The sequence below is a fragment of the Knoellia sp. LjRoot47 genome, from assembly GCF_964253435.1.
Lineage (GTDB): Bacteria > Actinomycetota > Actinomycetes > Actinomycetales > Dermatophilaceae > Knoellia.
Genome location: NZ_CAXUQS020000002.1, coordinates 51999 through 72420, shown reverse-complemented (window position 1 = coordinate 72420; position 20422 = coordinate 51999). Strand labels below are relative to the sequence as shown.

At 71.6% G+C, this 20422-nt stretch carries 21 protein-coding genes; 16 read left to right on the top strand and 5 right to left on the bottom strand.

Annotated elements, in window-relative coordinates; translation table 11 throughout:
• The first annotated feature begins 13 nt into the window (after window positions 1-13).
• The 9 genes from thrS (at window position 14) to ACSQ11_RS15025 (ending at window position 8426) form a co-directional block, all read left to right on the top strand.
• Window positions 14-1999, top strand: coding sequence for a threonine--tRNA ligase (gene thrS, locus ACSQ11_RS15065; RefSeq protein ID WP_436006966.1), 1986 nt, complete (start codon window positions 14-16; stop codon window positions 1997-1999).
• A 23-nt stretch (window positions 2000-2022) separates the two neighbouring features.
• Window positions 2023-2484, top strand: a complete 462-nt coding sequence (locus tag ACSQ11_RS15060; RefSeq protein WP_436006964.1) for a GNAT family N-acetyltransferase — start codon at window positions 2023-2025, stop codon at window positions 2482-2484.
• Window positions 2485-2751: 267 nt separating this feature from the next.
• On the top strand, window positions 2752-3318 hold the full coding sequence (locus ACSQ11_RS15055) for an HIT family protein (protein WP_436006962.1): 567 nt from the start codon (window positions 2752-2754) through the stop codon (window positions 3316-3318).
• 26 nt (window positions 3319-3344) lie between these two features.
• Window positions 3345-3986 (top strand): phosphatidylinositol phosphate synthase, encoded by a 642-nt coding sequence (pgsA, locus tag ACSQ11_RS15050; protein ID WP_436006960.1) that lies wholly within the window; start codon window positions 3345-3347, stop codon window positions 3984-3986.
• Complete coding sequence (locus ACSQ11_RS15045) at window positions 3983-4933, top strand: phosphatidylinositol mannoside acyltransferase (protein WP_436006958.1); 951 nt, start codon at window positions 3983-3985, stop codon at window positions 4931-4933. Before pgsA ends, ACSQ11_RS15045 begins: the two co-directional genes overlap by 4 nt.
• Window positions 4930-6120, top strand: coding sequence for a glycosyltransferase family 4 protein (locus ACSQ11_RS15040; protein WP_436006956.1), 1191 nt, complete (start codon window positions 4930-4932; stop codon window positions 6118-6120). The genes ACSQ11_RS15045 and ACSQ11_RS15040 overlap by 4 nt, the downstream gene beginning before the upstream one ends.
• On the top strand, window positions 6120-6713 hold the full coding sequence (locus ACSQ11_RS15035; RefSeq protein ID WP_436006954.1) for a hypothetical protein: 594 nt from the start codon (window positions 6120-6122) through the stop codon (window positions 6711-6713). The genes ACSQ11_RS15040 and ACSQ11_RS15035 overlap by 1 nt, the downstream gene beginning before the upstream one ends.
• Before the next feature lie 21 nt (window positions 6714-6734).
• Complete coding sequence (gene pdxS / locus ACSQ11_RS15030) at window positions 6735-7670, top strand: pyridoxal 5'-phosphate synthase lyase subunit PdxS (RefSeq protein ID WP_436006952.1); 936 nt, start codon at window positions 6735-6737, stop codon at window positions 7668-7670.
• A gap of 189 nt (window positions 7671-7859) precedes the next feature.
• On the top strand, window positions 7860-8426 hold the full coding sequence (locus ACSQ11_RS15025; protein ID WP_436006950.1) for a hypothetical protein: 567 nt from the start codon (window positions 7860-7862) through the stop codon (window positions 8424-8426).
• A 97-nt stretch (window positions 8427-8523) separates the two neighbouring features.
• Here the strand turns inward: ACSQ11_RS15025 and ACSQ11_RS15020 are convergent, their stop codons facing one another.
• The 5 genes from ACSQ11_RS15020 to ACSQ11_RS15000 all read right to left on the bottom strand — a co-directional run bounded on the left by ACSQ11_RS15020 (window position 8524) and on the right by ACSQ11_RS15000 (window position 13857).
• The gene (locus ACSQ11_RS15020; RefSeq protein WP_436006948.1) at window positions 8524-9444 is read right to left on the bottom strand and encodes a formate dehydrogenase accessory sulfurtransferase FdhD; all 921 of its coding nucleotides are present in this window, start codon (window positions 9442-9444) and stop codon (window positions 8524-8526) included.
• Window positions 9444-11732, bottom strand: a complete 2289-nt coding sequence (locus ACSQ11_RS15015) for an FdhF/YdeP family oxidoreductase (RefSeq protein ID WP_436006946.1) — start codon at window positions 11730-11732, stop codon at window positions 9444-9446. Before ACSQ11_RS15015 ends, ACSQ11_RS15020 begins: the two co-directional genes overlap by 1 nt.
• A gap of 18 nt (window positions 11733-11750) precedes the next feature.
• Window positions 11751-13010 (bottom strand): kynureninase, encoded by a 1260-nt coding sequence (locus ACSQ11_RS15010; protein ID WP_436006944.1) that lies wholly within the window; start codon window positions 13008-13010, stop codon window positions 11751-11753.
• A complete protein-coding gene (locus ACSQ11_RS15005) occupies window positions 13007-13534 on the bottom strand; it encodes a GNAT family N-acetyltransferase (protein WP_436006942.1) in 528 nt (175 codons plus the stop codon). Before ACSQ11_RS15005 ends, ACSQ11_RS15010 begins: the two co-directional genes overlap by 4 nt.
• Window positions 13535-13608: 74 nt before the next feature.
• Window positions 13609-13857 (bottom strand): hypothetical protein, encoded by a 249-nt coding sequence (locus tag ACSQ11_RS15000; protein ID WP_436006940.1) that lies wholly within the window; start codon window positions 13855-13857, stop codon window positions 13609-13611.
• A 63-nt stretch (window positions 13858-13920) separates the two neighbouring features.
• Between ACSQ11_RS15000 and pdxT the strand changes: the two genes are divergently transcribed.
• The 7 genes from pdxT (at window position 13921) to secD (ending at window position 20390) form a co-directional block, all read left to right on the top strand.
• The gene (pdxT, locus tag ACSQ11_RS14995) at window positions 13921-14523 is read left to right on the top strand and encodes a pyridoxal 5'-phosphate synthase glutaminase subunit PdxT (protein WP_436006938.1); all 603 of its coding nucleotides are present in this window, start codon (window positions 13921-13923) and stop codon (window positions 14521-14523) included.
• A 105-nt stretch (window positions 14524-14628) separates the two neighbouring features.
• On the top strand, window positions 14629-15387 hold the full coding sequence (locus ACSQ11_RS14990) for a YebC/PmpR family DNA-binding transcriptional regulator (RefSeq protein WP_436006936.1): 759 nt from the start codon (window positions 14629-14631) through the stop codon (window positions 15385-15387).
• Between the two features lie 85 nt (window positions 15388-15472).
• Complete coding sequence (gene ruvC / locus ACSQ11_RS14985; RefSeq protein ID WP_436006934.1) at window positions 15473-15985, top strand: crossover junction endodeoxyribonuclease RuvC; 513 nt, start codon at window positions 15473-15475, stop codon at window positions 15983-15985.
• Window positions 15982-16587 carry a Holliday junction branch migration protein RuvA gene (ruvA, locus tag ACSQ11_RS14980; protein WP_436006932.1) on the top strand — a complete coding sequence of 202 codons (606 nt, stop codon included), beginning with the start codon at window positions 15982-15984 and terminating at the stop codon, window positions 16585-16587. Before ruvC ends, ruvA begins: the two co-directional genes overlap by 4 nt.
• Before the next feature lie 11 nt (window positions 16588-16598).
• A complete protein-coding gene (gene ruvB, locus ACSQ11_RS14975; protein WP_436006930.1) occupies window positions 16599-17786 on the top strand; it encodes a Holliday junction branch migration DNA helicase RuvB in 1188 nt (395 codons plus the stop codon).
• Window positions 17787-18262: 476 nt separating this feature from the next.
• A complete protein-coding gene (yajC, locus tag ACSQ11_RS14970; protein WP_436006928.1) occupies window positions 18263-18565 on the top strand; it encodes a preprotein translocase subunit YajC in 303 nt (100 codons plus the stop codon).
• 1 nt (window position 18566) lies between these two features.
• Entirely contained in the window at window positions 18567-20390 is a 1824-nt protein-coding gene (secD, locus tag ACSQ11_RS14965; RefSeq protein ID WP_436006926.1) for a protein translocase subunit SecD, read from the top strand.
• Window positions 20391-20422 lie beyond the last annotated feature (32 nt).

Genomic DNA, 20422 nt, shown 5'->3' with positions numbered 1-20422 from the left:
CCAGGAGAAGCCTGTGTCATCCCAGATCAGCGTCCACGTCGCCGGAGACGAGCGATCGGTGGACCCGGGGACGACGGCGGGCGACCTCTTCGAGGGCCGGCGCGACGTGCTCGTCGCCCGGGTCGGTGGCGAGCTGCGCGACCTCGCGCACGTCCTCGCCGACGGCGACGTCGTCGAGCCGGTGACCGCGCAGGAGCAGGACGGGCTGGATGTGCTGCGGCACAGCGCCGCCCACGTCCTCGCCCAGGCCGTGCAGCAGGTCAACCCGGACGCCAAGCTCGGCATCGGGCCGCCCGTGCGCGACGGCTTCTACTACGACTTCGACGTGGCCGAGCCGTTCACCCCGGACGACCTCAAGGCCCTCGAGAAGGTCATGCAGAAGATCGTCAACGAGGGCCAGACCTTCGTGCGGCGCGAGATCAGCGACGACGACGCTCTCGTCGAGCTCAAGGACGAGCCCTACAAGTGCGAGCTCATCGGGCTCAAGGGCGGCTCCGCCGGTGACAAGGCCGAGGGCGCCGACGTCGAGGTGGGTGGCGCCCAGCTGACCATCTACGACAACGTCCGCCGTGACGGCACCCGCGCGTGGGGCGACCTGTGCCGCGGGCCGCACGTGCCCACCACCAAGGTCCTCGGCAACGCGTTCAAGGTCATGCGCAGCGCCGCCGCCTACTGGCGCGGGTCCGAGAAGAACCCGCAGCTGCAGCGCATCTACGGCACCGCCTGGCCGACCAAGGACGATCTCAAGGCCTACCTCGACCGTCTCGCCGAGGCCGAGAAGCGCGACCACCGCAAGCTCGGGGCCGAGCTCGACCTGTACTCGTTCCCCGACGAGATCGGCTCGGGCATGGCCGTGTTCCACCCCAAGGGTGGCGTCATCAAGCGCGAGATGGAGGACTACGTCCGCCGGCGCCACATCGAGGAGGGCTTCGACTACGTCGGCACCCCGCACATCAGCAAGGACGGGCTGTTCCACACCTCGGGACACCTGCCCTACTACGCCGACACGATGTTCCCGCCGATGGAGCTCGAGCACGCCGAGTACCGGCTCAAGGCGATGAACTGCCCCATGCACAACCTCATCTTCCGCTCGCGCGGGCGCTCCTACCGCGAGCTGCCGCTGCGCTTCTTCGAGTTCGGCTCGGTCTACCGCTACGAGAAGTCCGGCGTCGTCCACGGCCTGACCCGCGTGCGGGCGATGACGCAGGACGACTCGCACTCCTACGTCACCCCGGAGCAGGCGCCGGCCGAGGTCGAGCACCTCCTCGACTTCGTCACCGGGCTGCTCAAGGACTTCGGCCTCGACGACTACTACTTCGAGCTGTCCACCCGTGACGAGGACGGCGACAAGGCCGACAAGTTCATCGGGTCGGCGGAGCAGTGGGAGACCGCGACCAGGGTCCTCGAGGAGACCGCCGGCAAGTACGGCGTCGACCTCGTGCCGGACCCCGGTGGCGCCGCGTTCTACGGCCCGAAGATCTCGGTCCAGGCACGTGACGCCATCGGGCGCACCTGGCAGATGTCGACGATCCAGTACGACTTCAACCAGCCCGAGCGCTTCGGCCTCGAGTACCAGGCGTCCGACGGCTCGCGCCAGCAGCCCGTGATGATCCACTCGGCGAAGTTCGGCTCGATCGAGCGGTTCATCGGTGTCCTCGTCGAGCACTACGCCGGTGCGTTCCCCGTGTGGCTCAGCCCGGTCCAGGTGCTCGGTATCCCCGTCGCCGACGAGTACAACGACTACCTCTGGGACGTCCTGAAGCAGATGAAGGCCAAGGGCATCCGGATCGAGCTCGACGAGAGCGACGACCGGTTCCCCAAGAAGATCCGCAACGCGAGCAAGTCCAAGGTGCCGTTCATCCTCATCGCCGGCGAGGAGGACCGGGCGGCGGGCGCCGTCTCGTTCCGCTACCGCGACGGCTCGCAGAAGAACGGTGTGCCGGTCGCCGACGCCATCGCCGAGGTGCTCGCCGCGGTCGAGTCCCGCGCCCAGGTCTGACCGGGGTCGGCGAGGTGGGTCGAGTGGAGGACGTCGCGATCCGCCTCGCCGAGCCCCGTGACGCGTTCGCGGTGTCGGCGCTCACGCTGCAGGACGACCGTGAGTGCGGGGCCGTCGTCGAGCCCGGGTTCCTCGACCGCCACGCGGACGCGTGGCTGGCCGACCGGGCACGCGTGACGTTCCTCGCGGAGGCCCCGGACGGCCGTCCTCTCGGGATGGTGACGGCGTCGGTCGTCACCAAGCTGCCGAGCTCGCGGCGACCCGACGGATGCTGGCTCTACGTCTCGCTGCTCTTCGTGACGGCCGACGCGCGTGGCGCCGGTCTCGGTGGCCGTCTGCTCGAGGCGCTCAGGGAGTGGTGTGCCGAGAACGGCGTGTCCCGGATACGGCTCAACGCAGCGCCGCGAGCCCGCTCGCTCTACGCCCGCGCGGGGTTCACGCAGCCGCCGGACTCCCTCATGGAGTGGCGCGCGGACGACCGCTGACCCGGCTCACGGTGCGTCCGCCGCCAGGCCCGGCGGCTGGCCGCTGACGACTGACGGCTGGCGGAAACCCACAACGCGACGGCGTTCCTGCGGCAGATGTCCACAGACCTCGAGAACGTTGCTCCGGGACGACAACCTCCGGCACCTCAGCGACGTCTGAGGTGGTGAAGGGGTTCGGCGTTCCGGTGCAGGGGTCGGAGCGCCGCACCCCCTCACCACGTGACGGCCTCCTCGGGCTCGCCAGCGGTCCTGTCTAGGATCGGTCGCATGACGGACCAGAGCCCCGGAGACGGCATCCCGACCGAGGCCGAGCACGAGCTCGTCGGGGTCCCGGACGGCTTCGACCGGCTCTGGACCCCGCACCGCATGGCCTACATCACGGGGGAGCGGCCCTCCCGGGACGCCGGCGACGGGTGCCCGTTCTGCTCCGCCCCCGAGCGCGACGACGAGGACGGGCTCATCGTCCATCGCGGCGAGCACTGCTACGTCGTCATGAACCTCTTCCCCTACAACCCCGGTCACGTCCTCGTCTGCCCCTACCGGCACGTGTCCCTCTACGTCGACCTCACCGACGAGGAGACCACCGAGTTCACCGCCCTCACCAAGTCGGCGATCCGGTCGCTGCAGCAGTCCTCGGGACCCCAGGGCTTCAACATCGGCATGAACCAGGGGGACGTCGCGGGCGCCGGCGTCGCCGCGCACCTGCACCAGCACATCGTCCCGCGCTGGGGCGGCGACATGAACTTCCTGCCCGTCGTCGGCCAGACCAAGGCGCTGCCCGTCCTGCTCGAGGACGCGCGGGCCCGACTCGCCGCGGCCTGGCCGGGGGAGTGAGCGCCGCCCACTAGGCTGGCGCCACCATGCTCAACAAGTACGCGCGCCCCTTCTTCACACAGCTCTTCACCCCGCTCGCCTCGCTCCTGCTGCGGCTCGGGGTGAGCCCTGACGTCGTGACGATCGTGGGAACGCTCGGCGTCAGCCTCGGTGCGTTGGTCTTCTACCCGCAGGGGGAGTTCCTCATCGGGACCCTCGTCATCACGGCCTTTGTCTTCTCCGACACCGTCGACGGCATCATGGCCCGCCGATCGGGCCGGTCGAGCACGTGGGGCGCCTTCCTCGACTCGACGCTCGACCGGGTGGCCGACGCGTCCATCTTCGGCGGCCTCGTCCTCTTCTACGCCGGGGGTCAGCACCTCCGGTCCGACGGCTGGCTCCAGGTGCGGCCCGGGGTGATGGCCGCCCTCGCCCTCGCCTGCCTCATCCTGGGCATGGTCGTGTCCTACGCCAAGGCGCGCGCCGAGGGCCTGGGGATGACGGCCAACGTCGGCATCGCCGAGCGCGCCGAGCGCCTCGTCGCCGTCCTCGTCATCACGGGGTTCGTCGGCTGGTTCGTGCCCGAGATCTTCCTCACCGTCGTCCTCGCGCTGCTCGCCCTCGCGAGCTTCATCACCGTCGTGCAGCGGATGCTCGAGGTCCGCCGGCAGGCCCTCCACGTCGCGTGAGCCGCTTCCCCGGAGCAGTGGTCTCCCGAGCCACCGACGTCGTGACCGTGGCCGGCTTCCGGGTCGGCTGGTCCCTCATCCGTCGTATGCCGGAGCGCACGGCATACGCCCTCTTCGACCGGATCGCCGACCTCACCGTCGCCCGCGGAGGGGGCTCGCGGATGCGCGCCAACTACGCGACGGTGCGACCCGAGCTCGGTGACGCCGAGCTCGACGCGCTGGTGCGTCAGGGGATGCGGGCCTACATGCGCTACTACTGCGAGGCGTTCCGGCTGCCGGTGCTCACGCCCGCCGAGCTCGCGGCCCGGGTCCGGGTCGAGGGCGACGGGCCCATCCGTGAGGTGCTCGGTGCCGGCGGCTCGGTGGTCTGCTTCCTCGGCCACCTCGGCAACTGGGACCTGGCCGGTGCCTGGGGTGCGGTGCACCTCGGGCCGGTGACGACGGTCGCCGAGCGCCTCGAGCCCGAGGAGGTCTTCGAGGAGTTCCTCGCGTTCCGCACCGGGCTCGGCATGACGATCCATCCGCTCACCGGGGGACCGGCACCCTTCCCGCTGCTGCGCGAGGCCGCCCGAGAGCGTGGGCTCATCCCGCTGCTCTCCGACCGCGACCTCTCGCGCGACGGGGTCGAGGTCGAGTTCTGCGGCGAGCCGGCGCGGATGGCGGCAGGTCCGGCCGCCCTCGCCCTCGCGGGACGGCGCCCGCTCCACCCCGTCTCGATCCGCCACGAGCGCCGTGACGGTGGCTGGGGCATCGTCATCACCTTCCACGACGCGGTGCCCGTGCCGGAGTCGGGCACCACCCGCGAGAAGGTCGCCGCCATGACGCAGTCGTGCGCCGACGCCCTCGGCGAGACCGTGCGCACCTCCACCGCCGACTGGCACATGCTCCAGCCCGTGTTCACCAAGGACCTCGATCTCGAGCGCCTCGCCCGGGCAGGCGCGAGATGAGGATCGGCCTCGTCTGCCCCTACGCCTTCGACGTGCCCGGGGGCGTGCAGTTCCACGTCCGCGACCTCGCCGAGTTCTTCCTCGCCGAGGGTCACGAGGTGCGCGTCCTCGCACCGGTCGACGACCCGGAAGCCGAGCTGCCGGCATACGTCACGTCGTGCGGACGCGCGGTCCCGGTGCGCTACAACGGGTCCGTGGCCCGGTTGACCTTCGGCCCGGTGACGTCGTCGCGCGTGAGCCGGTGGCTCGAGGACGGTGACTTCGACGTGCTGCACCTGCACGAGCCGATCACGCCGAGCGCCTCGCTCATGGCGCTGTGGGCGTCGGCCGAGCCCGTCGTCGCGACGTTCCACACCGCCAACCTGCGGTCGCGCGCGATGCACGCGGCCAACCCGTTGCTGCGGCCGTCGACCGAGAAGATCCGGGCGCGCATCGCGGTGTCGGAGGAGGCGCGGCAGACGGTGCGCCGCCACCTGGGAGGTGACGCCTACATCATCCCCAACGGTGTCGACACGAGCCGCTTCACGCCCGACGGCGCGACGACGCGGTGGTCCGGCACCGTGGACCGTCCCACGCTCGCCTTCCTCGGACGGATCGACGAGCCGCGCAAGGGCCTGGCCGTCGCCGTCTCCGCGATGCCCCGCATCCTCGACGCCCTCCCCGGCGCGCGGCTCGTGGTCGCCGGGCCCGGCGAGGTGGACGAGATCGCCGCCACGCTCGACCCGCGGGTGCGAGCGGCCACGGAGTTCCTCGGGGCGGTCTCCGAGGACGACAAGGTCGCCCTGCTGCGCTCGGCGGACCTCTACGTCGCCCCGCACACCGGCGGTGAAAGCTTCGGCATCGTCCTCGTCGAGGCGATGGCCGCCGGGTCGCCCGTGCTCGCCAGCGACTTGGAGGCGTTCGTCGCGGTGCTCGGTGAGGGGCCCGCCGGACGGACCTTCCCGGTGGGCGACGGTGACGCCCTCGCCGACGCCGTCATCGAGCTCGTGCGCGACCCGGAGGAACGCCGTAGGCTGCGCGACCTCGGGCTGCGCCGGGCGCGCTCCTTCGACTGGAACGTCGTGGCCCAACGGGTCATGGCCGTCTACGAGACCGTCATCGAGGGTGCCGACAACTCCCCGACGGAGTCCTTGACCCGCAGCGGACTCTTCGGCCGCCTGCGCTGGCCGGCGAGAGGTGAGGCCTGATGACCGAGATCGACGTCCTGCAGGTCGCGACGATGGTCGCGCTGGTGCTGCTCGGGGCCGCCTGGTACCTCTCGTACTCCGCGGCCCGGCTCGACCGGTTGCACGCCAAGGTCGAGGGCGCCGTGTCGGCGCTCGACGCCCAGCTCGTGCGGCGCGCCGAGGCCAGCCTCGAGCTCGCCACGAGCGGCGCCGTCGACCCGGCCACGTCGCTGCTCCTCGCCGACGCCGCGAGCGAGGCGCTCGAACGCCACACCCACCAGCCGCTGAGCCAGGACCCGCTCGACGGCCAGACCTTCGCGGGGCGCGAGGACACCGAGACCAACCTCACCGAGGCGCTCCGGGCGGTGCTCACGGCCGAGACCGTCGAGGCGCTGCGCAGCGACGCCGAGAGCCCGGGGGCACTGGGTCTGGCCAGGGTCGAGTCGACCGCCCTGAGGGTGCAGCTGGCCCGCCGCTTCCACAACGACGCTGTCCGCGAGGTGCGGCGTGTGCGTCGCAAGGCGGTGGTGCGCGTGTTCCGTCTCGCGGGTCACGCAGCCCTGCCGCACCGGGTCGACTTCGACGACGACCTTCCCCCTGCAGTGGTCGACTGAGCCGGTCCTACACTTGCGCGCATGAGTGACACCAGCGCCGTCGACACGACCGCTTCCGCAGCCTCCACGACCACCTCCCACACGGGCACGACCCGGGTGAAGCGCGGCATGGCCGAGATGCTCAAGGGCGGCGTCATCATGGACGTCGTCAACGCCGAGCAGGCCAAGATCGCCGAGGACGCCGGCGCCGTCGCCGTCATGGCGCTCGAGCGCGTCCCGGCCGACATCCGCGCCCAGGGCGGGGTGTCGCGCATGTCCGACCCCGACATGATCGACGGCATCATCGAGGCCGTCTCCATCCCCGTCATGGCCAAGTCCCGCATCGGCCACTTCGTCGAGGCCCAGGTCCTGCAGTCTCTCGGTGTCGACTACATCGACGAGTCCGAGGTCCTCACCCCGGCCGACTACGCCAACCACATCGACAAGTGGAACTTCACCGTGCCCTTCGTCTGCGGTGCGACCAACCTCGGCGAGGCCCTGCGCCGCATCACCGAGGGTGCGGCGATGATCCGTTCCAAGGGTGAGGCCGGCACCGGCGACGTCTCCAACGCCACGACGCACATGCGCAAGATCCGCGCCGAGATCCTGCGCCTGCGGGGCCTGCCCGAGGACGAGCTCTACGTCGCGGCCAAGGAGCTGCAGGCGCCGTTCGAGCTCGTCAAGGAGGTCGCGCAGGCCGGCAAGCTCCCCGTCGTCCTCTTCACCGCCGGCGGCATCGCCACCCCGGCCGACGCCGCCATGATGATGCAGCTCGGCGCCGAGGGCGTCTTCGTCGGCTCGGGCATCTTCAAGTCCGGCAACCCGGCGCAGCGTGCCGAGGCAATCGTCAAGGCGACGACGTTCCACGACGACCCCGACGTCATCGCGAAGGTGTCGCGCGGTCTCGGCGAGGCCATGGTCGGCCTCAACGTCGACGAGATCCCCGAGCCGCACCGCCTGGCCGAGCGCGGCTGGTGACGCCGGGCGGCTCCTCGTCGAGCCGCCGTGCTCACCGGCGCTGACCACCCCGACACCCCACAGACCGCCGTCGCCGTCCCGCACCGGGACGGCGGCGGCGGTCTGCCATCCGTTGCACGCCGTATGCCGTCCGCCGGCGGTCTCGCGAAACTCCGCAGGCGGGGGACCGGGCGCCGTTAACCTCTGCCCATGACGAGCATGGGTCGTGGGATCGACGGGTCGCCGGTGCCGCACCCGGCCGAGTGGCTCTTCGGCGGGTTCGGTCTCTTCGGCACCCTGCTCCCCGTCCTCGTCGGCCTCGGCCTGCTCGCGCTCTACGTCAGGTCGCGGGTGCCCCGGGTCCCGTTGACGACCGCGCCGGCGGCGTGGGCCGCGGGTCGCGTCCCGTCGACGATCGGGCCGAGCCCCGTGGGCCAGTGGAACGCCAGGGTCACACCCCGGGGACACCGGGAGCAGGACGGCGTGAGCGGTGTCGTGCACCTCGAGAACGGCTGGTTCGGCTTCCACGTCGCCGGGGTGGCGACGCCGACCTGGCTGGTGCCGGTCACCCACCTGCGGGCCGGACTGCACAGCGTGTTCTCGCAGGCAGAGGTGTGGATCGACTCCGAGCAGACCGGGCGGCTCAACCTCACGGTGAGCCACGAGCCGATCGAGATCCCCCTCGGCAACTCGCTGGCCAATGCCGGGCAGCGCCGCCACGCCGACGAGCTGCTCTGGTTGCTGCACAAGGCGGGCGCGACCATCGAGCCCGGCTGACCTGCGCCGGCCCGCACCTGGCTCGTTGCGCGCATCCTGCCTCGGAACGCGGGATCTCCCACGTCGTGAGGCGCGGTCGGCGTCGCGAGCCGTCGTGTCAGTGGGGGATGCGGTGCGAGTGGGTGTAGACGCTCATCCGCCGCCCCCGGGCGAACGCCACGAGCGTCACCCCGAGGCGGTCCGCCGCCTCGATCGCCAGCGATGACGGCGCCGAGACGCACGCGAGCACCGAAATGCAGGACACCGCGGCCTTCTGGACGATCTCGAAGCTCGCCCTGCTCGACACGACGAGCAGCCCGCCCTCGGTCGCGACACCCGTGACCAGGGCTGCGCCGAGCACCTTGTCCACGGCGTTGTGACGCCCGATGTCCTCGCGGACCAGGGCGAGCCCGGGGGAGGCCGTGGCGTCGTCAGCGGTGCGCGCCCCGCTGGGGTGACCGGACCCCTCGGCGTCACCGGACCCCTCGGCGACACCGGACCCCTCGGCGTCACCGGCACCGGCGACCTCGGCCGGAGCGACCACCAGCCCGGCGCCGTGGACACCACCGGTCTTGGCGAACACCGTCTGCCGCGAGTGCAGCTCCTCGAGCGCAGCGGCGACGGTCCGCGCCTCCCAGAGCACCTCCGGCGGTCGGCGTGCGACGACGGCGTCGACCGCGTCGACGGCCGTGGTGCCGCACAGCCCACACCCGCCGAGCGAGGCGAGGTTGCGTGTCGAGGTCACGGCGAGCTCGCCGCCGCGGCCGGGGACGTCGAGGTTGAGGACGTTGAGGGTGTCGAGGTCCGAGCAGAAGCGAGCGGCGAGGACGTCGTCCCGGCCCGAGATCACGCCCTCCGCCCGGAGCAGCCCGTGCGCGAGGTCGACGTCGTGGCCCGGGCTGCGCATCGTCACCGTGAAGGTGGCGCCGTTGAGCCTGATCTCGAGCGGCTCCTCGCCGGCGATGGTGTCGATGGAGCGGGTGGCCTCGCCGTCGAGGTCGATCCGCACCACCTTGTGGCGTGAGGTGAGCCGGCCCATCAGCGTGCCTCCAGGCGGACGACGACCGCCTTCGACGTGGGTGTGTTGCTGCCCTTGGCCGTCGAGTCGAGGGGGACGAGCACGTTGGTCTCGGGGAAGTACGCCGCAGCACACCCGCGTGCCGTGTCGTATGCCACCACCCGGAACTCCTCGGCCCGGCGCTCGGTCAGCACCGCATCACCATCGACCCCGCGCCACTCGGACACGATGTCGACCAGCTGCCCGTCGGTGAGGCCGAGCTCGGCGAGGTCCACCGGGTTGACGAACACGACCCGTCGCCCGCCCTTGACCCCGCGGTAGTGGTCGTCGAGCCCGTAGATCGTGGTGTTGTACTGGTCGTGGCTGCGGATGGTCTGCAGGAGCAGGCGCCCCGGGGGACACGCGGGGTACTCCATCGCGTGCACGGTGAACCGGGCCCGACCGCCGTCGACCTGGAACTCGCGCTGCCGGGGAGGGATCGGCAGCTGGAAGCCGCCGGGCTCGGCGATGCGCTCCTCGAAGCGGTCGAACCCCGGCACGACCCGCGAGATGTGCGACCGGATTCGGCGGTAGTCGCCGCGCAGCCCGGACCAGTCGACCCGGGACCCGGGCAGGGTGCGGCGCGCGAGCTCGCAGACGATCGCCACCTCGCTGAGCAGGGTGTCGCTGGCGGGAGCGAGCCTTCCGCGTGAGGCGTGGACCATCGCCATCGAGTCCTCGACCGTGACGACCTGCTCGCCGGTGAGCTGGTCGTCGCGCTCGGTGCGCCCCAGCGTCGGCAGGATGAGCGCCTCTCGACCGGTGACGGCGTGCGACCGGTTGAGCTTGGTCGACACGTGACAGGTGAGCTCGGCGCGCTCCAGTGCCGACTCGGTGACATCGGAGTCGGACATCGCCCGGACGAAGTTGCCGCCCATCGCGAAGAAGACCTTGGCGCGCCCGTCGCGCAGCGCCCGGACCGTGTCGACGGCGTCGACGCCGTGCTCGCGGGGCGCCCGGATCCCGAACTCGGCGTCGAGCGCGTCGAGGAAGCCGGGCGCGGGCCGCTCGAAGATCCCCATGGTGCGGTCGCCCTGGACGTTGGAGTGGCCCCGGACCGGGCAGACCCCGGCACCCTCGCGCCCGATGTGACCGCCGAGCAGCAGCACGTTGAGCATGTCCTGGATCGTCGCGACGGCATGCCGGTGCTGGGTGATGCCCATGGCCCAGCAGACGACGACGCGCGAGGCACTGGCCACGTCGTCGGCGAGCCCACGGATCTCGTCCTCGGTCAGCCCGGTCGCGGCGAGTGTCGCCGGCCAGTCCACGAAGGCCCGTGCCGCGGCATACGCCTCGAAGCCGGTCGTGTGCTCCGCGACGAACGCCTCGTCGACCGCCCCGCGCTCGAGGAGGAGGTGCCCGACGGCCTGGAAGAGTGCTTGGTCACCGCCGAGCCGGACGCCGAGGTGGCGGTCGGCCAGCGGAGTGCCGCTGCCCACGACGCCCCGCACGGTCTGCGGGTTGTGGAACGTCTTGAGCCCGGCCTCGGGGAGCGGGTTGATCGACACGATCCGGGCGCCACCGGCCTTGGCCTGCTCGAGGGTGGACAGCATCCGTGGGTGGTTGGTGCCGGGGTTCTGGCCGGCGATGAGGATGAGGTTGGCGCAGGTCAGGTCGTCGAGCGAGACCGTGCCCTTGCCGATGCCGATCGTCTCGAGCAGCGCGGTCCCGCTCGACTCGTGGCACATGTTGGAGCAGTCCGGCAGGTTGTTGGTGCCGAGCTCACGCACGAACAGCTGGTAGACGAACGCGGCCTCGTTGCTCGTACGCCCGGACGTGTAGAAGATCGCCTCGTCGGGGCTGTCGAGCTCGCACAGGTGCCGGGCGACGATCTCGAGTGCCCGCTCCCAGGTCACCGGCTCGTAGTGCGCGGCGCCCTCGGGCTTGTGCATCGGCGTCGTGAGCCTGCCCTGCTGCCCGAGCCAGTGGTCGGACCGCCCGCGAAGCGAGTCGATCGAGTGCTCGACGAAGAAGTCGGGCTCGACCCGGCGCAGCGTCGCCTCCTCCGCCACGGCCTTGGCGCCGTTCTCGCAGAACTCGGCGACGTGGCGCGCGCCCGGTGCAGGGTCCGGCCACGCGCACCCCGGGCAGTCGAAACCCTTGTCCTGGTTGAGCCGGAGGAGGGTGCGGGCCGAACGGACCGTCCCCATCTGCCCGACCGACATCTGAAGTGCGCGCGCAACGGCGGGCACCCCGGCGGCGGTGGTCCGTCGCTCGTCGACCTCGAGGTCGGCGTCGCCGACGTCCTGCCTGGGTGCTCTGCGTGCCATGGCCCCATCCTCTCCCGGTCAGGTGACCGCTGCACGCGTGGCGAACTCGGGACGTTCGTACTCACGCCCGTCGAGCACGTCGCGCAGGTGCACGGCCGCCGCGAGCGCGTCCTCGTGCGAGAGGTAGAGCGGCGCGAACCCGAGGCGCACGATGTCGGCCTCGCGGAAGTCACCGATGACCCCGCGGGCGATGAGCGCCTGCACCACGGCATACGCGTCGGGGTGCCGCAGGCTCACCTGCGAGCCGCGCGTCTCGTCTCGCGGCGTGACGACGGGCAGGTCGACACCGAGCGCGTCGAGGCACTCGACGAAGAAGCCGGTGAGCGAGAGCGAACGTCGCCTCACGTCGCCCATGTCCAACCCGTCGTATGCCGTGAGCGCGCCTTCCAGCGCGGCGATCCCGAGCACCGGGGGAGTGCCGACCCGGGCCCGGGTGATGCCGTCGGCGGGCACGTGGTCGGGTGACATGGCGAAGGGGGTCGCGTGGCCGTTCCAGCCGAGGATCGGGTTGGTGAAGGCGGCGAGGTGCTCGGGGGCGACGTAGATGAAGGCCGGGGCGCCGGGCCCGCCGCTGAGGTACTTGTAGCCACACCCGACGGCGAAGTCGGCCCGGCCCACCGCCAGCCCGACCTCGACGACTCCCGCCGAGTGGCAGAGGTCCCAGCACGAGAGCGCGCCGGCGTCGTGTGCCGCCGTGGTGATGGCCGCGAGGTCCCAGAGCTCGCCGGTGCGGTAGTCGACGTGCGAGTAGGACGCGAGCGCCACGTCGTCGGAGCCCTCGAGCCTCGTGACCGCGTCCCGAGGCGACACGAGCTCGAGCGTGAGGCCGAGCTGCTCGCACACGCCGCGGGTCACGTGGACGTCGGTGGGGAAGGAGTCGGGGTCGGTGAGCACGACCGTGCGACCCGGCCGCAGGCGCGCCGCCGCGTGGACCGCCTTGTAGAGGCTGACGGTCGTCGAGTCGCCCACGACGACCGAGCCGGCCGGCGCTCCGACGAGCGAGGCGATCCGGTCGCCGACGCGCTCAGGCGCGGTCCACCAGCCCGACTCGTTCCACGCGCGGATGAGCTGCTCGCCCCACTGCCGCGAGATGGCGTCGGCCGTGGCCTCGCGGGCGGCGACGGACAGGGCGCCGAGCGAGTTCCCGTCGAGGTAGACCACCCCGTCGGGCAGGACGAAGGCATCGCGCCGGTCGGTGGCGGCGTGCTCGGCGTCGAGCTCCACGGCCCGGGCTCGCAGGGTCTCCGGTGTGGAGGCCGTCGTGGCGGTGTGGCTCATGACCCGAGCCTCTCATCCGCGAGCAGCATGAACGCGAGGTCCGGCCGGTGGTCGGGCAGCCACGCCGGGCGCGCCCGGCCAACGGTCCGCCACCCGCGCCGCCGGTAGAACAGGCCCGCGCTCGTGTCCTCGCCGACGACGTCGAGCATCGGGGTGAGCCCACGCCGACGGATCTCGGCGAGCGCCACGTCGAGCAGCAGCCCACCGATGCCGGACCCCCGCCGGCCGCCGGCGACGAACAGCACCGACACCTCGGCCAGCCCCTCGTGCGGCCGGCCGGTCGCCTCGACCCACTCCGTCGCCATGCGGCCGTCCGGCAGGGCGGTCACGGAGACGTGCCCGACGACCTCGCCGTCGTCGACGGCGACCCACGCCACCAGCTCGCCGGGCCGGACGATGAACTCCTCGGCGGGATAGGGGAGGGGCCAGCGCTGCGGGTACGACGTCGCCGGCTGCTGCTCACCGAGCAGTCTGACGAGGGTGGGCAGGTCGTTGGACAGACGTGGGCGAGTGGTGACGGGCACGTGAGAACGGTATGCCGTCCGCGCGGCCCTGCGGACGACCGGCGCCGAAGGCTCGAGGCCTGGTCTCCGGCTCCTCAGTCGAGGAACGTGCGGACGTCGACGTGCTCGTTGCCCTCGTGGATGTGCTCGACCATGCGCTCGCGCGCGGGCTCCCCGAGGTCGATGCCGGCCTCGTCGAGCGCCGAGTCGAGCTCCTCGCGCACGGTGCCCTCGGTAGCGCCTTCCCGCCACGAGAGCACCCGGTCGAGCACAGCCTGCAACGCCTCGACCTTCGCCTCCATGAGCTGGTCGGCGTTCTGGTCCCCGGTCGCTGGTGTCGTCATCGGTCCACCCTAGGCCGGCGGGACCGTCTTGCTCGGCCGCGGGGCGCACGTACGATTCCGGGCGTGAGCCCGCAACCCACCATCGGAGTCCTCGCCGTCCAGGGCGACGTGCGCGAGCACGTCCGGGCACTGGAGTCGGCAGGTGCCCGGGCCATCGCGGTCCGTCGTGCCAGCGAGGTCGAGCAGATCGACGGCCTCGTCATCCCCGGTGGTGAGTCGACGACGATGGACAAGCTCGTCCGCATCTTCGAGCTGCGTGACCCGCTGGTGGCGCGGCTGCGCGCCGGGATGCCCGCGTACGGCTCCTGCGCCGGGATGATCATGCTCGCCGACCGCATCCTCGACGGCCACCGCGACCAGCAGACGCTCGGCGGGCTCGACATCACCGTGCGCCGCAACGCGTTCGGCCGCCAGGTTGACTCCTTCGAGGACGACCTGCGGATCCGCGAGCTCGGCCCGGAGCCGGTGCGCGCGGTGTTCATCCGCGCCCCGTGGGTCGAGGAGGTCGGCGAGGGCGTCCAGGTCCTCGCCAGCGTCGATGTCGGGGGAGCGGACCACCCGGTCGCGGTCCGGCAGGGCAACGTCCTCGCCACGAGCTTCCACCCCGAGGTCACCGGCGACCACCGCTTCCACCAGCTCTTCGTCGACGTCGTCCGTCACGCCTGAGACCGCGCCACGACGGAACCCCACGATGGCGTCGCGACGGGTGCGGACGGCATACGACATAGGATCGACGCCGAGTCCTGCACGTTCACAGCACGAGGAGACACCTTGTCCGGCCACTCCAAATGGGCGACCACGAAGCACAAGAAGGCCGCCATCGACGCCAAGCGCGGCAAGCTCTTCGCCAAGCTCATCAAGAACATCGAGGTCGCGGCCCGCACCGGGGGCGGCGACCCGACCGGCAACCCGACGCTCTACGACGCCATCCAGAAGGCCAAGAAGAGCTCGGTGCCCAACAACAACATCGACAACGCGGTCAAGCGCGGCTCGGGTGCCACGGCCGGCGGCGCCGACTGGGAGACCATCACCTACGAGGGCTACGCGCCCGGCGGTGTCGCCATCCTCATCGAGTGCCTCACCGACAACCGCAACCGCGCCGCCGCCGAGGTCCGCACCGCGCTCACCCGCAACGGTGGCCAGCTCGGTGACCCGGGCTCGGTGGCCTACGTCTTCGACCGCAAGGGCGTCGTCGTCGTCCCCAAGGGCGACAAGACCGAGGACGACATCCTCGAGGTCGTCCTCGAGGCCGGTGCCGACGAGGTCAACGACCTCGGCGAGTCCTTCGAGATCATCTCCGAGGCCACCGACTTCGTCGCCGTCCGCAAGGCGGTCCAGGACGCCGGCATCGACTACGACTCGGCCGAGGCCTCGTGGGTGCCCAACCTCCAAGTGCCGCTCGACCTCGACGGGGCCAAGAAGATGATCCGCGTCATCGAGGCCCTCGAGGACTCCGACGACGTCCAGGACGTCTTCGCCAACGGCGACATCCCGGACGACGTGCTGGCGGAGCTGGGCGACGAGGAGTGACCTGCGTGTTGCTGCGCGCCGCCCTCCCACGCGCTGTGTAGCGTGGCACCGAACACCTGTTCGGTTCTCTCGGAAGGCGGCGCGCGTGCGCGTTCTCGGCATGGATCCCGGCCTCACCCGGTGCGGGCTCGGCGTCGTCGACGGTCGCGCCGGCCGGGCCTCGATGGTGGCGGTGGGCGTCGTGCGCACGCCGTCCGACGCGGAGGCGTCGCAGCGCCTGATCTTCCTCGAGCGTGAGGTCGACGGCTGGCTCGCCAAGTTCCGCCCCGACGTCGTCGCGGTGGAGCGAGTCTTCGCCGACACCAACGTCACCCAGGTGATGAACACCGCCCACGCCACCGCCATCGCCCTGCTCACCGCGGGCAAGCGCAACATCCCGGTGGTCTTCCACACCCCGACCGAGGTCAAGGCCTCCGTGACCGGCTCCGGTCGCGCCGACAAGGCCCAGGTGACGACGATGGTGACCCGCATCCTCAAGCTCGACGCGCCACCGCGACCGGCCGACGCGGCCGACGCCCTCGCCCTCGCGATCTGCCACCTGTGGCGCGGTGCCGCGACCGCCCGCCTCGACGCCCTCGCCAGGGCGGGTGCGCGATGATCGCGTCGCTGTCGGGCCGGGTCAGCCACGTCGGGCTCGACCGCCTCGTCGTCGAGGTCGGGGGAGTCGGGATGCTCGTCCACACCACCCCGCGCACCGTGGCCGACGTGCGGACGGGCGCCGAGGTCACGGTGGCGACGACCCTCGTCGTGCGCGAGGACTCGCTGACGCTCTTCGGGTTCGGCTCGGCGGGGGAGCGCGACATGTTCGAGACCGTGCAGACCGTCTCGGGCGTGGGCCCGCGGCTCGCGCTGGCGATGCTCTCCGTCCTCACCCCCGACGAGGTGAGCGCCGCGCTGCGTGCCGGTGACCTGGCGACGCTCACCAAGATCCCGGGCGTGGGCAAGAAGAGCGCGGAGCGTCTCGTCCTCGAGCTCAAGGACAAGGTGGGTATGCCGTCCGCCCCCGTAGGTGCCGACGTCGCCTCGGCAGTCGCGCCCTCCGGCGACGAGCGCCGCGACCAGGTGGCCGAGGCGCTCGTGGGTCTGGGCTGGTCCACCAAGCAGGCGTCCGATGCCGTGTCCACCGTCTCGGCGTCCGCCGACCCCGACGCCTCCGTGGCCGCACTGCTGCGGATGGCCCTGCGCGAGCTCGGCCGATGACGGGCCCCGCGATGCGACCGACGTCGACGAGCGAGGACGACCCCGGCGGCAGCGTGCGCGGCTTCCGGTCCGACATCGTCGAGGCATCCGACTCGGGCGAGGTGGATGCCGAGGGTCGCTACGGCGACGGTTCGCTGGACGCCACGGCGCGGATCGTCGACGCGGGGGCCGACAGCGACGACGAGCGCGTCGTCGAGGCGGCGCTGCGACCCAAGCGTCTCTCCGAGTTCCCGGGCCAGACCCGCGTGCGCGACCAGCTCTCGCTCGTCCTCGAGGCGGCCCGGCGGCGGGGGAGCGTCCCCGACCACATCCTCCTGTCCGGTCCGCCCGGTCTGGGCAAGACGACGCTCGCCCTCATCGTGGCGGCCGAGCTCGAGCGCCCGATCCGGATCACGTCCGGTCCCGCGATCCAGCACGCCGGTGACCTCGCCGCGGTGCTGTCCTCGCTCGACGAGGGCGAAGTGCTCTTCCTCGACGAGATCCACCGCATGTCGCGCTCGGCCGAGGAGATGCTCTACCTCGCCATGGAGGACTTCCGCGTCGACGTCATCGTCGGCAAGGGCCCGGGTGCGACGGCGATCCCGCTCGAGCTGCCGCCGTTCACCGTCGTGGGCGCCACGACCCGGTCGGGGCTGCTGCCCGCACCGCTGCGCGACCGCTTCGGGTTCACCGGGCACCTCGACTACTACGACGCGAGCGACCTCACGACGATCCTGCGCCGCTCGGCAGGACTGCTCGGGGTCGACGCCGACGAGTCCGGTATCGAGGAGATCGCCGGTCGCTCGCGTGGCACACCCCGCATCGCCAACCGGCTGCTGCGCCGCGTGCGCGACTGGGCGCAGGTGCACGGGTCGGGGCACGTCGACCTCGAGGCGGCGCACGAGGCGTTGTCGCTGTTCGACGTCGACGACGCGGGCCTCGACCGACTCGACCGCGCGGTGCTCGACGCCCTGTGCCGCCGCTTCGGTGGTGGGCCGGTGGGGCTGTCGACGCTGGCCATCGCGGTCGGTGAGGAGTCCGACACCGTCGAGACGGTCGCCGAGCCCTACCTCGTGCGTGAGGGCTTCATGGTCCGCACCCCGCGCGGACGGGCCGCCGCGCCCAAGGCCTGGGCGCACCTCGGCCTCACCCCGCCCCGCGACGTCGCCACGCAGGAGGCTCTGCCCCTCAACGAGGGCGGCGGCCGCCTCGGCGGCTGACCCCGCAACATCCGGAACGGCGCACACGGAATCGCCGCACGGCATACGCAACGGCGCACACGGAATCGCCGCACGGCATACGCGCTCGTCTCCCTGGCCCGCGAGGTCGGACGGGCGGCGCACAGCCGCGCGAACCGGGCCTCGTGCACCCTGTCCGTCCGAGACGTGTCTTTGCATCCACCCCCGGACGCAAAGACACCCCCATTCGCGTCAGTCGGTGACGCAACCGGCCTGTGCGTCGGAGGGCTGGAGCGCATGGGGGTGTCTGTGCGTCGTGAGCGGGAGCAAAGACACTCTCCGCACGGGTGGATGGCGCGGAGAGCACCACTGGGGTGGATGAGCGGGCACCACGGGGGAGTGTCACGCGTTGGCGAGAGTGACCACGTCACCTATGCTGACCCGGTTGCCCGGCCACGACCGGGCAGCTGACGCGCCCGGCCCCGATGAGGGCCCGCACCCACACTCGAAGGACTCTCATGAATTCCGGTGCCGGCTTCGGCAACCTGCTCGTGCTCGCCCTGCCGCTGTTGCTGCTGGCGTTCCTCATGTTCACCCAGCGCAGGCGCGGGCGTGAGGTCCAGACCTTCCAGGCAGGCCTGTCCGTGGGCGACGCGGTCGTCCTGACCTCGGGCCTCTACGGCACGATCCTCACGCTCGACGACGCGGTGGTGACCCTCGAGATCGCCACCGGCGTCCAGGTCACGGTCGACCGTCGCGCCGTCGGCATGAAGCAGCCGAGCGCCGAGCGCCCCGCCGACGCCACGCCCGAGGTGGACTGACATGGCGCAGATGAGCCACCTGAAGTTCGCCCGGCGTGCCCTCGCCGGCATGGCCGTACTGACGATCGCCCTCATGGGCCTGCTCTTCGGGGCCAACCAGTTCAGCAACGGCAGCTACGCCCCCAAGCTCGGCCTCGACCTCGAGGGCGGCACGCAGATCATCCTCGAGCCGCGCGTGACCGGTGGCAAGCAGGTCTCGGCGCAGCAGATCGCCCAGGCCCGCGACATCATCGTCCAGCGCGTTGACGCCGGTGGCGTCGCCGGCGCCGAGGTCACCACTCAGGGTGGTCGCAACATCGTCGTGAGCATGCCGGGCACGCCCGACAAGCGCACCGAGGACGCGATCCGTCGCTCCTCGCAGCTCCAGTTCCGCCCGGTCCTCGCGATCGCGGCCGGCTCGCCGCAGGCGCAGCCCTCCGCCTCGCCGTCGCCCAGCGGCTCCGCCAGCCCGAGCCCGAGCGGCTCGGCCGTCCCGGTTCCCTCGCCGTCGGCGAGCGTCCCCGCGGCCAGCCCGGCCCCGTCGGCGACCAACAACTCCGCGCTGCCAAGCGCGTTCACGACCGAGGCCAGCCCGTCGCCGAGCCCCAGCGCCTCGGCCGGCACGAGCGCGTCCCCGCGCCCGAGCGCCTCACCGAGCCCCAGCGCCAGCGCCTCCGGCGGCACGGCCACCGACCCTCTGAGCCTGGAGCAGATCACCCCCGAGCTCACGGCCGCGTTCACCGCCCTCGACTGCTCCAAGGAGGACGCGCTCGCCAACCTCGTCGACGACGACACCAAGCCGCTCGTCACCTGCGACGCGGACGGCGCGGCCAAGTACATCCTCGGCCCGGTCGTCGTCTCCGGCGACAAGATCTCCGACGCCAGCGCGGGCTACCAGGTCGGCCAGAACGGCCAGCAGACCAGCACGGTCGAGATCCAGCTGGCCCTCAACGGTGAGGGCGCCAAGCAGTACGCCGACATCTCCCGCAAGATGGTGCCGCTGCAGCAGCCGCAGAACCAGCTCGCGGCCACCCTCGACTCGCGCGTCATCGTGGCCCCGAGCTTCAACGAGGCCATTCCCAACGGCAAGGCCAGCATCACCGGCGGCTTCGGCATCACCGAGGCCCGCGACCTCGCCCAGCAGCTGAAGTTCGGTGCCCTGCCGATCTCGTTCGACCTGCAGACGCGTGAGCAGATCAGCCCCACCCTCGGCAGCGAGCAGCTCCGCTACGGCTTCTACGCCGGCCTCGTCGGCCTGCTGCTCGTGACGATCTACTCGCTGCTCCAGTACCGCGTGCTCGGGTTCGTCACCATCGCCTCGATCCTCGCGGCCGGTGTCCTCACCTACCTCGCGATCACGATCCTCGGCTGGTCGCACAACTACCGGCTCGACATGGCCGGCGTCACCGGCCTCATCGTCGCCATCGGCTTCACCGCGGACTCGTTCATCGTCTACTTCGAACGCATCCGTGACGAGCTGCGCGAGGGCCGTTCGCTCGAGAGCGCCGTCGCCACCGGCTGGGACCGCGCCAAGCGCACGATCCTCATCGCCGACGGTGTGAACTTCCTCGCGGCGATCGTCCTCTACGTCCTCGCGAGCTCGAGCGTGCGCGGCTTCGCGTTCACCCTCGGTCTGACGACCTTGCTCGACATCCTCATCGTCTTCCTCTTCACGCACCCGCTCGTCACGCTGCTCGCCCGCCGGAAGTTCTTCCGCGGCGGACACCCGATGTCTGGGCTCGACCCGGACAAGCTCGGTGCCGTGAAGAAGACCTCGTATGCCGGCCGCGGCCGGTTCACGACGAACCCGCCCCGCGTCGCGGCCCCCGAAGGGAGCCGGTCATGAACATCACCCCACAAAGTTCTGCGCTCCTGCGT